General features: G+C 52.1%; 11 protein-coding genes. 3 read left to right on the forward strand and 8 right to left on the reverse strand.

Annotated elements, in window-relative coordinates:
* Positions 1–48 precede the first annotated feature (48 nt).
* Both QZV31_RS04660 and QZV31_RS04665 read left to right on the forward strand, forming a co-directional pair.
* Positions 49–798 (forward strand): ABC transporter permease, encoded by a 750-nt coding sequence (locus QZV31_RS04660; RefSeq protein WP_295358612.1) that lies wholly within the window; start codon positions 49–51, stop codon positions 796–798.
* Positions 799–894: 96 nt separating this feature from the next.
* The gene (locus QZV31_RS04665) at positions 895–1,785 is read left to right on the forward strand and encodes an ABC transporter ATP-binding protein (RefSeq protein WP_295358614.1); all 891 of its coding nucleotides are present in this window, start codon (positions 895–897) and stop codon (positions 1,783–1,785) included.
* A 196-nt stretch (positions 1,786–1,981) separates the two neighbouring features.
* Here the strand turns inward: QZV31_RS04665 and QZV31_RS04670 are convergent, their stop codons facing one another.
* The 3 genes from QZV31_RS04670 to QZV31_RS04680 all read right to left on the reverse strand — a co-directional run bounded on the left by QZV31_RS04670 (position 1,982) and on the right by QZV31_RS04680 (position 8,212).
* Positions 1,982–7,051 (reverse strand): hypothetical protein, encoded by a 5,070-nt coding sequence (locus QZV31_RS04670; RefSeq protein ID WP_295358616.1) that lies wholly within the window; start codon positions 7,049–7,051, stop codon positions 1,982–1,984.
* A gap of 72 nt (positions 7,052–7,123) precedes the next feature.
* Complete coding sequence (locus QZV31_RS04675) at positions 7,124–7,585, reverse strand: hypothetical protein (RefSeq protein ID WP_295358618.1); 462 nt, start codon at positions 7,583–7,585, stop codon at positions 7,124–7,126.
* A 21-nt stretch (positions 7,586–7,606) separates the two neighbouring features.
* Positions 7,607–8,212: a lactate utilization protein gene (locus QZV31_RS04680; RefSeq protein WP_295358619.1), complete on the reverse strand. Its 606-nt coding sequence runs from the start codon at positions 8,210–8,212 to the stop codon at positions 7,607–7,609.
* A 305-nt stretch (positions 8,213–8,517) separates the two neighbouring features.
* On the opposite strand from QZV31_RS04680, the gene QZV31_RS04685 reads away from it, so the two are divergent.
* Positions 8,518–9,495: an NrtA/SsuA/CpmA family ABC transporter substrate-binding protein gene (locus QZV31_RS04685; protein ID WP_295358621.1), complete on the forward strand. Its 978-nt coding sequence runs from the start codon at positions 8,518–8,520 to the stop codon at positions 9,493–9,495.
* 235 nt (positions 9,496–9,730) lie between these two features.
* Here the strand turns inward: QZV31_RS04685 and QZV31_RS04690 are convergent, their stop codons facing one another.
* The 5 genes from QZV31_RS04690 to QZV31_RS04710 form a co-directional block, all read right to left on the reverse strand.
* Positions 9,731–10,417 (reverse strand): P-II family nitrogen regulator, encoded by a 687-nt coding sequence (locus tag QZV31_RS04690; protein WP_295358623.1) that lies wholly within the window; start codon positions 10,415–10,417, stop codon positions 9,731–9,733.
* A 13-nt stretch (positions 10,418–10,430) separates the two neighbouring features.
* Positions 10,431–11,954, reverse strand: a complete 1,524-nt coding sequence (locus QZV31_RS04695) for a DUF1538 domain-containing protein (protein ID WP_295358625.1) — start codon at positions 11,952–11,954, stop codon at positions 10,431–10,433.
* Positions 11,955–12,193: 239 nt separating this feature from the next.
* Complete coding sequence (locus QZV31_RS04700) at positions 12,194–13,369, reverse strand: GTPase (RefSeq protein WP_295358626.1); 1,176 nt, start codon at positions 13,367–13,369, stop codon at positions 12,194–12,196.
* 102 nt (positions 13,370–13,471) lie between these two features.
* The gene (locus tag QZV31_RS04705) at positions 13,472–14,587 is read right to left on the reverse strand and encodes a GTPase (protein WP_295358628.1); all 1,116 of its coding nucleotides are present in this window, start codon (positions 14,585–14,587) and stop codon (positions 13,472–13,474) included.
* 13 nt (positions 14,588–14,600) lie between these two features.
* Entirely contained in the window at positions 14,601–15,110 is a 510-nt protein-coding gene (locus tag QZV31_RS04710) for an Rrf2 family transcriptional regulator (RefSeq protein ID WP_295358630.1), read from the reverse strand.
* Positions 15,111–15,269 lie beyond the last annotated feature (159 nt).

A 15,269-nucleotide genomic window follows, 5' to 3' on the forward strand; every position in this document is an offset into this window, starting at 1 on the left:
GAGCGGTACAGATTTGTGCCGCTCTAATTTTCATTTTCGGAGTTATCCATGAAACGAATTCGTAACGGAATGATTTTACCGGTAATACTGCTGCTGTTGTGGTATATCATCACCCGCATGCAGGTCTTCAGCCCTTATCTGCTCCCCTCCCCGGGAATGGTATGGGAGGCGCTGACGGAACTGGCCGCTTCCGGTGAACTGGCGAAACACCTGTCCATCAGTCTGCGCCGGGTATTTTTCGGGTTCCTGCTGGCAGCCTGCACCGCGATCCCGTTGGGTATTTTATGCGGGCGCAGCCGGTATTTTTACACCTACTGCTGGTTTTTGCTGGAATTCTTACGGCATGTGCCGCCTTTGGCCGCCATTCCCTTAATCATATTATGGGCAGGCATCGATGAAGCCTCCAAGCTCACCATCATCTTTCTGGCTTCTTTCTTTCCCCTGTTCCTGAACACCTGCAGCGGTATCCGCAACTGCGACCCGAAGCTGCTGGAAGTAGGCCGGTCTTTGGGCTTCTCCAAGACGCAGCTGATCCGCCATATCCAGTTGCCTGCCGCACTGGAAGCCATCGTCACCGGACTGCAGCTGTCGTTAGGCTACAGCTGGCGCGCATTAATCGGCGCCGAGCTCATCGCCGCTTCTGCCGGTATCGGGTACCTGATCCTTGACGCCGAGGAAATGTCGCGCCCGGATATTGTTCTGGCAGGCATGCTGTGCATCGGCATCATTGGCAGCATTTTGGACTGGGTGTTCCTGCATATCCTGCAGCGTCTCATTCCCTGGTATCAGAAAAAGTAAAACTGCTTTGTTTTAAACTACGCGTCAACAAATAACTTACAAATGCCCTTTTTAGTCAGACGCTCTCTTCGGCAACAGGAGCAAGCACAAACAATTATGGATACTACTCTTCTTACACTTCACAACTTAAAGAAGACTTACGGCAATAAAACAGCGGTCAACATTGATTTGCTGGCGATTCAGCCCCACTCGTTCACCTGCATCGTCGGCAAAAGCGGCTGCGGTAAAACTACGTTGCTGCGACTGCTGGCCGGACTGGAAACGCCGGATACTGTTACGAATGTAAAAGACCAGACGACTGCATCATACAGCACAACCGGTCAAAACACAAACGTTGCCTCCTGCATCACCGGCCTGCCTGCCAAAACCGCCCCCGTCTTTCAGGAACCAAGGCTCATGCCCTGGCTCACGGTGAAAGAAAATATCATGTTTTCGCAGAAAGGACTGGACGGAAATGCAACGAATTCGAATCAGAATCAATGGGCAGTATCTAACCTTTCACCCAATTCTGAAAACAAGAAAGAAAAAACGCATAAGCAAAATACCACTTCAATTAATTCAGATATTTCGTTACCTTCACCGGAAGAACGTTGCCGGCAATTGCTGCAGGAACTGGAACTGACGGAAGCCACCGACCTTTATCCCGCACAGCTTTCCGGCGGTATGGCCCAACGGGTTTCCCTGGGGCGCACGCTGTTTTACGATCCGGAACTGATTCTCATGGACGAGCCTTTCAGCGCGCTGGATTACTTCACCCGCCGTAACCTGCAGGACATGGTGCTGCGACTCTTTCAGCATCAGAAAAAAACGATCCTGTTCGTCACCCACGACGTGGAAGAAGCCCTGCTGCTGGGCGACCGCATCCTGGTCATGGAAAACGGCAATATCAAAGCTGATATGCCGGTTAATCTCCCTCCTCCCCGCAAAGCAGCCGATCCTCCACTGCAGGAAATGCGCCAGCAAATTCTGGATTTGCTGGCAGAATAATAAATCCGGAGTCACAAAGCTCCGGATTTTTGCTTTTGTATGCTTAAAACCCCGCCACTATGTCAAGGTTTTTATAGAGACAAAAGACGCTGGCAACATGAAGCTGCCAGCGTCTCAAAATAGTATTTTATTGTCTTCTTAACAGGGAACGGTTTATTGGTTTTCCGCCAACCTGGTTGTGGTTTTTTACTTACACTTACCAGCTCACATTGAGGAGACCAACGATGCCTCTCTTTTTCCCCGCCCATAGATTCAGACCGAAATCCAGGGTAACCGGACTCTTGGCGCCCGGTTTCATCCTGTAACCCAGTTCCAGAAGACCGCTGCTGCCTTTGATACTTGGGCCGGGCGTGCTCATGCCCTGATAGGAAGCCGTAGCATCGCCCTTGAACTCGTATTCGTAAGCGAGGCCTGCGTACATGAGCCCTGTCTTGCTGACCTGGTGGCTGTATTTGCCTCCCACGCGCCAACGTACCGAGTCCACAGCGCCGAATTCGAAATGCTGTCCCGTGGACAGATCCGCTCCGGAACTGCCCTGATGGGCATAGAACAGTTTCGTGTAGAGGTCGAGGCTGCCTTTTTCGCTGACTTTATTTACTTTACCGATACCCAGGTGGGCAGCAAAATAATTGCTGCTAGTGTCGTAGGTCACGTTCGCCAGGTTCAGGTTGCCCCGGTAATCGCTCTTCATATGACCCGCCCGGAGGCTCCCTTCGTACCAGAAGCCGCTCGTATTGTCCTGCCGCAGGAACAATCCACCGCCGAAGAACTTTGCATCGCCATCGCCCCGGGTGCCGTCGTCCAGATGGGAGGTGTAGTTGCCCCGGCCATATTCCACGATAGGGCCGAAGGCCATAGTACCGTTCTTGTTTTTCAGTACACGGGCAAAGCCTGCGTTGATGTTCCAGCCATGCGTATCAACGTAGGAGCCGGATTTGGCTCGCATGTTTGAGCCGCCCACGGCAACGAAAGGAGTAAAGCTGCCGCTCCGTACCGCTTTCACTTCGCCAGCAGAGTCGTTTCCACTTTCCGTGTTACTTCCATCAGATGAGGCGCCGCCTGACAGTGCACCTGCCGACGCGCCCCCGGCGTCGCCAAAGGCCTCGCGTACCGCCGCATCGACCGCATTTGTAATGCCGACAGAGGCGAAAAAGTCCGCGCCGGAGTTCAGCAAGGTGGTGGTGGCGGCCCGGGTCTCCGTCAGGGACTTGGACTGCTCGGTGAGGGAACTGGATTCCGCGGTGAAGTCGAGGCTCTTCCCATCTTCGCTTAACTTCGTTGTGCCCTTGTATTCAACTACCCCGCTTTGTACCGGGTTTGTAATATCTGTAGCCGCATCGGTCTTGATGGTCGCGTCATTGGCCAAAAGATGCACCACATCCCCCGCAGACAATACAGAACCATTATGGATCGTAGTATTGATTTGCACCCCGGAAAGGTCTGTCTGTTGCCCGCCGTTTAATGTCAGCAGGGTCGTATCCTTTATCTTCCCGGGAGAAGTGTAGAAGTTCACCGTGTTGAATGCAGCGATATTTTTCGCTGTAAGACCGGTACCTCTTACGTTCAGCGTGTTTCCTTTTCCGAAGCTTTGCGTCCCACCGTTATCGATCAGACCGCCGTAGAGTACGCCAAGCACGTTACCGGCATTGTAGTTCACGGTATTGTTATCCGCGCTGAGGGTCGGCGTATCCGCAAGCGTTATATTGGTTGAAAGCAGAACATTGCCGCCATAAACGTCTTTTGCACAGTTTCCGTCAATATTCACTTCGTTTCCGCTGGCGCTCATCGTAAGATTTGTGGCAGTGAGCGGGGCATCTTGTGGAGCATCTGTCTCGATGGCCGCCTGCCCGCCGTAAACATCCACCGCGGATCGGTTCGTAGTGACGGTGTTATTATCGGCGGTCAATTTGCCATCAGACAGTGCAGACTTAGTGCCAGTGCCAAGATCTGTTACATGCACTGCAGATCGTCCACCGTAAAGGCCCGTGACACCTGCAGCTTGTGAAGCACTGGCTCCATCACTGGCCGTGTCCTGAACCGTCAGCGTGTTGCCGCTGGCATTCAGCACCGGAGAAGCGGTAAAGGAAAGACCTTTTGGCGTGGAGGCCGGCGTTTTTGTCTCGGTTTTTGTCTCAGTTCCCGAGCTACCATTTGAACTTGACTCAGTAGAGCCATTGGAGCTTGACTCAGCGGAGCCGTTTGTAAGGGTCATCTCCGCCGCGCCGCCGTAAGCCCGGGCGAGACCCGTGAAGGTGCTGGTCGCAGCCATGTTGCTCAGGGTGACCTGGGCCGTATTACCCGTCACGTCCGCCCGGGGGCTGACATCAAAGACGGTGTTGTTTCCGTAATTGACGAAGTCGAGAATCGCCTTGCCACCGCTGATGACACCGGCCGCTGTCCCGCTTGCGGTAGTGCCGGTGGAAGCGTCAAAGCTGCTGGAGAGGGTCATCGTATTGCCGCTGACGGTCATCGTCGGGGCATACTTTATTGTGTTATCTTTCGTATAGGTAGCTGCTGTTTCACCCGCTGCCGGAGCTTTGCCGCTGGTGATGGTGGAAGCTGCCGTACCGCCGGAGAAAGTGCTTCCTTCAATGGATGCGACGTCCCCATTGCTGGTATCCGTGCTTGTAATTGTGGCCGTATTGCCGGCAACCTCAATAGTGGGCGTGAGGTTGACCGTAGATTCGGTGCTTGTATCGTCCAGATAGGTGAAGGACGCATTACCGCCTTCGATAGTATCCACGGTTGCAGAACCAGTCGTCTCCCCAGATGCAGAACCAGCCGTCTCCCCGGATGCCGAACCAGCCGTGCCCGTGATGGTCTCCGTTACGTTGATGGTATTGCTGCTGGCCGTGATGGTAGGCGCAGCGCTGGCGATATTGAAAGGCTGGGGAGTAACTGGCAGCGCTGTCCCCTGCGCGTCCTTCAGCACCGGCGCTGTATTATTGATTCCAAAGGAAGCCGCACCGCCGGTCAGTGTATAGCTCGTGTCCAGCTGACCCTTCGGCGCGTTGGTAATGTCTATGCTGTTATTGATGGTGATTGCATTGCCGGTTCCCTCCAGGCGCAAATTCCCCAATGTCACATTGGCGTTGGTATTCATATTGCCCAGACTGCCGCTGGCACTGCCGCCCACCGCTGTAAAGGTAGGAAGGGCAGCCTTTGGCAGGGCGCCTTTTCCCGCCGCTGTATAGGTATACGCGGTGGTCAGATCCACTGTGTTGTTATTGGCTGTAATTGCGCCGTTTTGCCAGGAAGCCTTGTCATAGCTTATGTATGTATTCGTTGTGGCGCCGACAAAGCTCAGACCCGCCGTGGCCGAGCCGCCATTTGCAGTGATAGTCGTGGCGGGGGACTGGTTGTTGCCGCTGCTGTCAATATTGCCATTCACTTTAATGGTATTGTTGCTGGCGTCGGCATTCATGGTTTCCACGGTCATCGTCAGGCCGTTGTCCGTACCGGCATTGTTATTGAAATTGTTTTGAGCCGCTACGGAAACGTCAGCCACACCGCTGCTGACGACACAACCCAACCCCATATTCACCGGCGTGTTTAGACCCATCTGCGCCGTGTTGCCGCTGGCTGAGGCTGTATTAGATGCGATGATTACCGTCATGGCGCCCGTGCCTTCCATGGGCATGATATCCGAAGTGGCCGCGCCGCCGGTCAGGGAACTTTCCGTTGCGTTTGAGCTGATGTTTTCCAGCGTGATCGTGTTGTTGTTTGCTGCGGCAGAGTTCTGTACATTCGTCCAGCTTACGTTGTGCGTACCGTTTTGTGTGACCTCGGTCCGGGCATTGCCGCCGTGCAACATCATAGTCACGGTAGAGGCCTGGATGACGGTTCCTTGTGCATCCTGCTGGGTATTTTGCGCGATATTCTGTTCCACTTTCCTTACGGTCAGGGCGTTGCCATTGGCCTGGGCGTTATTCACAAGACCGTTTAGCTTCGAATCCATGTCGTTCAGGAAGACGATAGCTTCGGCATGACCAGCCCTTGTTTCCAGCTCTCCCTCGGCCTCAATGTCAGTAGCTGCCTGGCCTTGGTCGTCAGTATTGAGTTTGCCGCCAAGAATGATGGCGTCCAGCGTTTCTGTATTATTGTCGGCGGTTGCCGTATTGATGATATTGCTGTATGTAGTATTCTGGTAACTCTCGGTGATTATGCTTACCTTACCATTCTTCTGGGGATCTTCGCTTTCCAGCTTCTCCATGGAAGAGGGAGACTGATACCGGGCCAGCGCGTCGCCGCCGCTGAGGGTGGTAGTCTGCTCAAGCTCAGCTTTAACGGAGTTGACCCTTTCTTCCAGGTTCAGCGTGCCGACGATGAATGTATTTCCGTCGGAGGAGGCGGTGTTGGTGTCGCTGTGGTCCACATAACTGCCCCTGGTATTGTTCAGGGCCATGGCCTGGCCGCCGCCCGCCGTCACCATGCTGCGGTACTCAATGGCCTGTCCCTGGGAACCGTCCTGCCCTGTGACAGCAACTTCCGGTTGAAGGTTCAGTGTGGAAAACGTTACCGTATTGTTATCGGCTACAGCCGACGCACGGATAGACTGCGCGTTTCGTTTCCCCGCGGCGCCCTCAATGCTCGTCACCGAAGTCGCGGCGTAACCGCCCATAAGAGCCGACTTCAGTTCCAGGCCGGCTTCCGGCGAAATGGTTCCCGGGCTGTACTCCGTAACTTCCGGAATGGTTATCTTGCTGAAATCTGTAACGAAATGGAATGTGGAATCTGCGCCCGTGCCTGTTACGGTATTGCCTGACGCGTCGGCGCCCAGCGTGCCGTCGCTGCCAACGGGAACTTTCTCCAGTCCGGCATAAGCAAAGCCGCCGAAGGCACCGTACAGCCTGTCGTCGTCGGCGGTGACCATAATGGTGCCGTTTAGTACGAGACTGTTCTGCGTAGCTGCCGCAGCAGCGAGAGCGTCGCGGTAAGCATAGCCGCCGTAGCCGCTGTTACTCAGCATACCGTTCACCGTCAGGGTGCTGTTGGTGACAGAAACCGCGGGTTTGTCCGGATTGACAGCGGCGCCGCCGGCGGCCTCGGTAGTAACAGCTAACCCGGGCCCTCGTTCCACGGTGTACTTCCCGCCGGACACGTCGTCGGTAGTGCTGTAGCTGCCTGTTGTAGATGGATCCGGATGCGCGAACGCGATGGACGGGTACTGCCCAATCCCCACAAAGAGCAGACCGGAGGCCAGCCCCACCGCAATCTTGCGGGACAGCTCACTATAGTATTTTCTTTGTTTTGCTGTGAGTTTCACACTACTACCCCCTAAGCTTTTTAGCAGTATTACAGCGTCCTACATTTGTAAGCACAGCCGTTATATCGCAACTTAATACAAGGAACCCACTTTAATGTCGGTTATTTTCCCGTATTTTACTTCAAACTTTAACCCGATGCCCTGCATTCCGGCCGCGTAATAAATATGGTCTTCTTCATGGATAGCGTCCGGAGCGCCATATGCATTTTTCAAAGCAGCGGCATCCATTCCCAAGCCGATGCCCGCCTTTGTTTTGGCATCGCTGTAATCGTCGGCCTTAATTTTAACCACCTTGCCGTTGAGGAATTCAAATTCCAGTGTATTTCCGTATTTGTATTCAACCTTATCACCATACGGCTTCATTTCCCGTTCCGACTTGCGGGGAGCTCCATAGGCGCTTTCCACTGCGCTGATGGAGGCGCCATACTGTATCCCGCCAAGTACCAACTGGTCAGCAGGTACGGTTGCCGAGCAGGTAGATCCGACTAAAACCATACTTCCGGTAATAACAGATAACAACATTTTCTTCATCATGATTATTTCCTCCTCATAAAATTAATATCCCATGTCCTCGTCAATCAATACTACTTCCATCTCGGTATAGTTCATCTTGCGCCAGTAAATGGTCTGGGCGCTGCAGATTCGCTGGGGACTCCGGCAATCATAGCAGCGGTCCTTTTTAATTGCACAGGGCGTTTTATATCCGTGCCGTTCTGCATTCAAAGGCGCCGCCACATTCCGGGCCCGGAACGCCGCCTCCTCCAGCGTGGGACAGATTTTATTCCGGCTGATGACAAAATACACTTTCTTATGTCCATACAGAGAGCCGGCAATCCGATTGCCTGTCCCGTCAATGTTCACAATCTCCCCTGTCTCTGCCAGCCCATTGGCAGACAGCAGGAAGATATCCGTAGTGAGGCAGTCCTTCGCAGTGGAATAGAAATTTTTCCCCTCCCTTGGATATTTAGGGTGATACACGTCGTTATGCGTTTGCAGCATTTCAAACAGATGCATTTGCAACAGCGTTTCCGAATCACCGAAGCCTACAGTCATGCCGTCAATTTTGCCGTTTAAATACGCCGCCGCTTCCGCTCCCGTGCCAAAGCAGCTCACTTCGTATCCGCGTTTTTTCAATGCCTCAGCCGTCTTCGTCAAGTCCATGGTGTCCTCTCTAAAACCTTAGAACAATATAATTTCATTTTTTAGCCGGCCGGGCCATTCTACCCAGCCTACTTATATATATACTGTACTCATCTTACAACAATTTGCTCGATTTTGCAAACAGATTATCATAAAAGGTGTTAAATTATCAGCAAATCCTCCCAGCTTCGTCGGGATATTTTCCTACAATAGTATCTTCCCTTTTTCAAAAATCATGCTATAATTAGCAATAGGTAACTCAAGCTAAACCCAAGCAGGTATTGCGTTTGATTTATCACACATTGATTAGGAAATGAGGGAAAACCATGAAAAAAAGAATTGTACTGGTATTATTCACACTGTTCACCCTGACCGCCATCCTTGCAGGCTGCGGCGGCAGCGCGCCCAAAGCGCCGGAAAAAAAAGCAGCCGCTCCGCTGAAGGAGCTGAAAGTCACGTACGTGAAGCAGCCTCTGAACATTCCCAGCATTGTAGATAAAGCGAACAAGACAATCGTAAAGGGGTTTGAGAAAGACGGAACCAAGGTCACATTTCCGGAAATCAGTTCCGGCGCCAAGCAGACTGAAGCCCTGGCGGCGGGTTCTTTGGACATCGCCAGCTGCCTTGGCGGCACCAGCGCCATATTGGCTGCTTCCAACGGTGCGGACGTAAAAGTCGTAGGCATCTACAGCCGTGCGCCGAAAGCTTTTAACATCATGGTAAAGGATCGGGCCATCAAAACCACGGCCGATTTGAAAGGAAAACGGGTGGTAGGGCCCAAGGGTACAATCCTTCATCAGATTTTAGCCGCTGCGCTGGTGAAAGAAAAACTGACCTTAAAAGATGTGGAGTTTCGGTCCATCGGTATCCCTGCCGCCGTCAACGCGTTGCTTGCCGGGGAAGCTGACGCCGCGTTGGTTGCCGGTGCGGATGTCCTGCGCGCCCAACGAGCCGGCGCACGCATTTTGGCAAACGGAGAAGGCCTGGTGAACGCTACCATCGTCATCGGCGTCAGCGGAAAATTCCTGAAAGAACATCCGGAGACTGTGAAAAAATACATGGCCCTGCATCAGGAAAGCATCGACTTCATGAAAAAGAATCAGGACAAAGCCTTCGAGTTCACCGCCAAAGAAACCGGTCTCTCCCCCGAGGACGTGAAACTGATGGCGCCCTGGTATGATTTCTCTACCTCCATCACCGCCAAAGACCTGAAAGATTTGGAAGAAACCCAGGAATTTTTGCTGGCCAACGATATGCAGAAGAAGAAGATCGACATCAAGAGTATGATTGCGGAAGTAAAGTAAGAACGGCCAACATGCCAGATTTAGGTTGAAACAAAGACACGCCCTCCAACGGGTATAGTACTCCGTAGAGTTGCAAAAACCTCACCGGTCTTTTGCAGCAGCAAATTAAAAATTCAACATTAATAAAAACAAGTCCCGTTATGCTGAACAAAACCGGCATAACGGGACTTGTTGTCTTCTTAATGTTATCATTTCAATTCATGAAACGCTGCGATCTCCTGCTCCCAAGCGCAATCTATTTGGTATCTTCGCCCCCCGTATTCAGTCCCACTGCATCCGTAACCGGCAGGGAAAAAACAATGGACTGGGCCGGCGTATCCATGCCGGCTTCTTTCATAATGGCCGACATGATGGCATTGCGTTGGTTTTTTTTCGTTACGATGAAGGTCAGGTCTTTTTCAGAAGCAAGCGACACCCCGAAGAAAAGTTCCGCCTGGTTCATGCCGGTACCCCGGGCATGTATTACCGTGCCGCCGTAAGCGCCGGCGCCCCTGGCCGCATCCATGACAAGATCGTTATGTCCCTGGTTACTGACTACCACCAATAATTCCATCGTTGTATCTTTCATTACCGATTCTTCTCCTTTCCGGTAATTCTGCCCCGCTGTCAGAAACGCCAGTTCCCGCTTACCGCCGATGCTGCTCATGGGAATAATGAACGAGATTCCCGTATCCGGCACGTCAATATACATTTTTTTTCGCAAATACCATTTAGCTTCTTCCCATCCTGCGCCGGTAACCACTGTCATCCCAACTGCTTTCTCTGACCGGACCAGTCCCAGCATATCCAGAATATCGTCTTTTGCAGTACCGTATCCCAATGAAACAAAACCGATTGGCAGGTTATTTTTGTCAAATGCTTCTAAAAATTTCGGAAGCATATCCCTACTCGTGATGGTCATCATAAAATATAATTCGCTCACGGTCCGCTACCTCCTACAGATCGATAATGTCATAATCGCCGAAACCTTCCAGCGTATCTTCCTGAACCTGCGGTTTCTGCACTTTCCTGGATTTCAGCTTGTAGGCAAGTCCCAGACACTGGATTGCAACCAACGGCGTCATCGCAACCATCGTCACCACGCCAAAGGCATCTGTAACCACATTGCCGCCCACCGTCATGCAGGCGCCCATGGCAAAAGGAAGTAAAAAGGTCGCTGTCATGGGACCGGACGCCACGCCGCCTGAATCGAAAGCAATGGCCGTAAAAATCGGAGGCACAACAAATGTCAGCAGCAGCGCAATCGCATACCCCGGAATCAGCATATAGAACAGATGAATCCCGGTCAATACCCGCACCATAGCCAGTCCTACCGAAATCGCCACACCGATAGACAAGCTGCGTTGTAATGCCTGTCCGCTGATGGCTCCGTCGGTGATATCTTCCACCTGCTTCATCAGCACATACACCGCCGGTTCCGCTTTAATAATAAAATACCCGATCAGCATGCCGATAGGAACGATGATCCAGTTATACGACATAGCCGCCAGAATACCGCCCAAATCAAAACCGGCGGGAATAAACCCCACGTTGGCGCCGGTGAGGAACAGAACCAGACCGATAAACGTGAAAAAGATACCGTTCGTGATGCGAAGCAGCGCTTTCTTTTCCAGATGCAGCAAAATACATTGGAAGATGCCGAAGAAAATGGCAATCGGTACGACCGCCTGCGCGATTTCGCGCATCTGGTCCGGAATCTCATCCATAAACATTCCGCCCAGCTGCATGGAATGCAACACCCTCGGTACGGTAATCGCTTCATAGGTCGCATTTTCCGGACGGAAGATAAGCCCCAGCAGAAGGACCGCGATGATAGGCCCGATAGAACAAAGCGCAATCAGTCCGAAACTGTCCTGGGCAGAGTGTTTGGTACCGCGCAACGCAGACACACCCACACCAAAAGCCATGATAAAGGGAACTGTCATCGGTCCGGTGGTCACGCCGCCGGAATCAAATGCCACCGCCAGAAAATCGCGGGGGGTATAATACGCCAGCACGAACGCGATCACATAAAATACCAGCAGCATCCGCTGCAGGGGAATTCCCAATACCATGCGGACCAGAGCCATGACCAGGAAAAATGCCACCCCACCCGACACTGACATAATCAGAACACTGTTGGGGATGGACTGGACCTGGTTCGCCAATACCTGCAGGTCAGGTTCGGAGATGGTAATCATAAACCCTAACAAAAGTCCTAACGGCAATATCAGAGAAAGCTTCCTCGTTTTTGTGATGCGGGCGCCTACCTGTTTCCCCATGGGCTCCATGGCCTGTTCGGATCCGATGGTAAAGAATACCATGCCGATCATCAGCAGGATACAGCCGTAAAAGAAGACCATGACCACATGGGTAGGCATAGGCACAATGGTCACGGACAAAATCAGGACGATGGCAACGATTGGCACAATCGCCTTGACGACTTCACCTATTTTTTCCTTCGCTATTTCTTTCAGCACTCGAATCGAGCCTCCTGAAAACTGGATTTTACTATTTCTGAAAAACGGTGGCAGGGCAAGGCATCGAAAGCCCGGAAACAATTACGATTCCGTGGATTTATTCGCCTGTGGCTTCGGAACTCGGGACTCCGTCCCTCAAACAGCCTCGCCACGACGGCTCATTTCATCTCACGGAATGACGCAATCGTTTCCGACGGCTTTCTTATGCCTTGTCCATGCCGCACCTTTTTACACACAACTTACTTTTTCTGCATACTTTCTATAATGGCCGCGTGGGTCTTTACGACCCGGCGGCTTAGATTTTCCCGGATACTTTTGGCGGAACGCAGCAGGCTGGATGCCACATCTAACGCCAAACCAACGGACAGGCCTTTGCTGTACTCATAACCTTTTACATAGGTGATACGGCTGAACTCCGGACGCCAGCGCCGGTCCAGGGGCTTTTTGTTGCCCGCCGTCAACAGGTATTCGTTGGCTTCCGCTTCCATCTTATCCCCGTCTGCGTCGATTGCGCCGAAAGTATTCAGCAGATCGTAATTGATCAGATCGATCAGCTGCTTGGCGGAATTGTTGTTCAATACAAAACTGATCTTGCCGTTTGCAAGCAGAAGCAGACTGCGCTCCTTCCAGGCGCCCAGCTTGTTCATCACATTCATTTTGTAAATGGCGGGCAGTCGTTTTTCAATATCGTCCGCCAGGTTATACCGCGCCGCTTCCAGCGATTCGGTACGGCCGAAACGGGAAATGGAATCTCCCGCCAGGGTTTCGCCGGCAATGCTGACAACCGGAATTATTTCCAACTGTGGGTCCCGATGCAGGCGTTTCGTCAGTTCTTCCTGCAAATACTCTTTCATGCCTTCCAGCTTTTCCTGCTTCCGGAACCCATCCTCCGCATTGGTCAGCGCTATGATTACTTTGCAGCCGGACTGCAGCAGCGGCACAAGGATCTCTTCGATCTCCGCTTCCTCAATCCGGGCCGTGTTAGCAGAAAAACAGTAATACACTGCGTGGAACCAGTCGCTGATATGGGGCGAAGTGTTACGCTTCCGGACCAGGGCCAGCACTTCTTTCCGCCACTCCGGCATGGAATCCGCCTCGATGCCCCAGGTATCGAAAATATGATACGCCGTTCCATTGCGGGTAATGACATTTTCATGTAAGCCTTTCCCTGTTTTGGGCAGACCCGCCCCCGTAGGCAGATCAAAGCCGTACAGATAATTTAACAAGGAAGTTTTGCCCACACCGGTTTTGCCCAGCACCAGAATGTTCCGCACTGTAGGTTTATGTGGTTTGGGTTTGTTTTCCGTTTTCTGCCGGTCATGGTTATCCTGTCCGGCCTTTTCCGTATGGGGAGAAGCATTTTCCCGTTTCACCGGCCCTTTGCCTCCTGTCCGGTTCCAGATTCTGATTGGCATAAACTATGTCACCTGCATTTTCACAGAATAGTCTTGCACTTACGCATCACGCTGTATTATCGGTTTGCGTGCTGCATTGCACTGAACATGCTTAAACGGTTTCTACTTTTTATTATAATACTTCTGTATTAACTTCATAATCACGTCCATGGCAAAGGCGGACGTAATGTCCACTTTTTCCCCGTTGGCCATACGGGATGCGGTTTTATAGCAGACCTCGTTCACCGCTCTGCCGAACGCGTAAGTGAAGGAAGTAGCCACGCCGCTGTTCACCACAGTTGCCGCAATGGAGCCGGCCCCCGGAATCAGCTTCAGCAGCGAACGGGAGAAGATGCGCCCCGTATTGGCGACCACCACGTTGACAAACACTTCCTTAATCTTATCCGTCCCCCGGTCAATACCCCAGAAGTTAAAAAGATGGGTAGCCATCGTAGTCTGAATGGCAATCAGCGCTGCCGAATCCGTCATGGGCAGCGGACACACCACCGCACCGGCAGCTGCCGCCACGTAACGATGGATCAGTTTATCCGCCTGGACATGCTTCACATGCAGTTCCTGCCCCAGGGCCTGGGCAAACGCCAGCTGCAGCCCTGCATCCAGATGATCCACCGACCACCCCAGCAGTTCGTTCCACTGCATCTTTTCTTCCGGCACCCGGGGATCGATGCTCACCAGGAATACCGAAGTCTTCGGCAGTTTCTTTTGCAGTACCTGTTTCATCTCGTCCAGTTCCACCATGGTGGCCGCATCGATCTGGGTCAGCACCACGCAGACTTCTGTTAAACCGTCCAGTGCCGCAATGGCGTCCAGGTCCGTAGGCGTCACCCGCTTGTTAGCAGCAGAGATGCAGTACCAGGCAAGATGCACATGCTTCTTGATATCACTCTGCCCGTTGGCTTTCTTCACAAAACCGATTACATCTTTATAAAACTGCTGCTGCTTGTCTTCCCCTACTTCGTAGCCAAGGGTATCGTACAGCACCACGTCATAGTTTTCCGGCTCGTAGCGGGTGATACGGTCTGTCATAGGCTTTCCGTTTCCTGTCTTCGCCACATCCATACCGAAGAGGTGATTGATCAGACTGCTCTTCCCCACACCGGTTCCGCCAGTCACCAGGACGCTGGGCTTCTTCACATTTTTACGGATCTTGTTCAGCAGTTTATCATAATCAAAATACTGTAATTTATCGATCAGCTTCTTAATATCTTCTTCTTTCAATGCAAAACGCCCCCTATTCTGCCGTATTGGTTTTTTTCGGTTTATTTATCTCCCCTGTTGCCGCAGGCGTGGAAGTAAACCAAAGCTTCCGGCCTTTTTTCAGTTCTTTGCGCAAATCCTTTACCAGATCCTGCAGCGTCACGTCATCCAGATCCTTCTGCAGGTTCCGCTTGAACTTCCGCAGCCGGCCGTCCATGACCGCGTGAATATTCGCTCCCACCGGGCAATCAGGGTTGGGATTTTCGTGAAAGTGAAACAGTTCTTCCTTCTTATCTTCCACCGCACAGAAAATATCCCACAGTGTGATCTTTTTCGGATCTTTCGCCAGCGACGCGCCGCCTACGCCGGCTTCCACCGTAACCAGGCCGGCGTCCTTCAACTGCCCCAGCGTTTTACGGATAATAACCGGGTTCACATTGACGCTGTTGCCCAAAAAGAAGGACGTCGTCTTGCACTGTCCGTCAAATTCGTTGACTGCCAGCAGGATATGCACGGCAATGGTAAAACGGGATGAAAATTGCATAATGCCCTCCTCCTCGTTTCAGCCAAAAACCAAAAGAGGTATCGCCCTTTCAAGTGGCAAACCCGGTTTGAAATAACGCCGGGCTTTAGCAGAAACGTAAAATATATCACCATTTAAATACCTTTTGTTATATTTTAACATTACAATATTGTAACGTCA

It is taken from the genome of uncultured Succiniclasticum sp., assembly GCF_902793885.1.
Taxonomy (GTDB): domain Bacteria; phylum Bacillota; class Negativicutes; order Acidaminococcales; family Acidaminococcaceae; genus Succiniclasticum.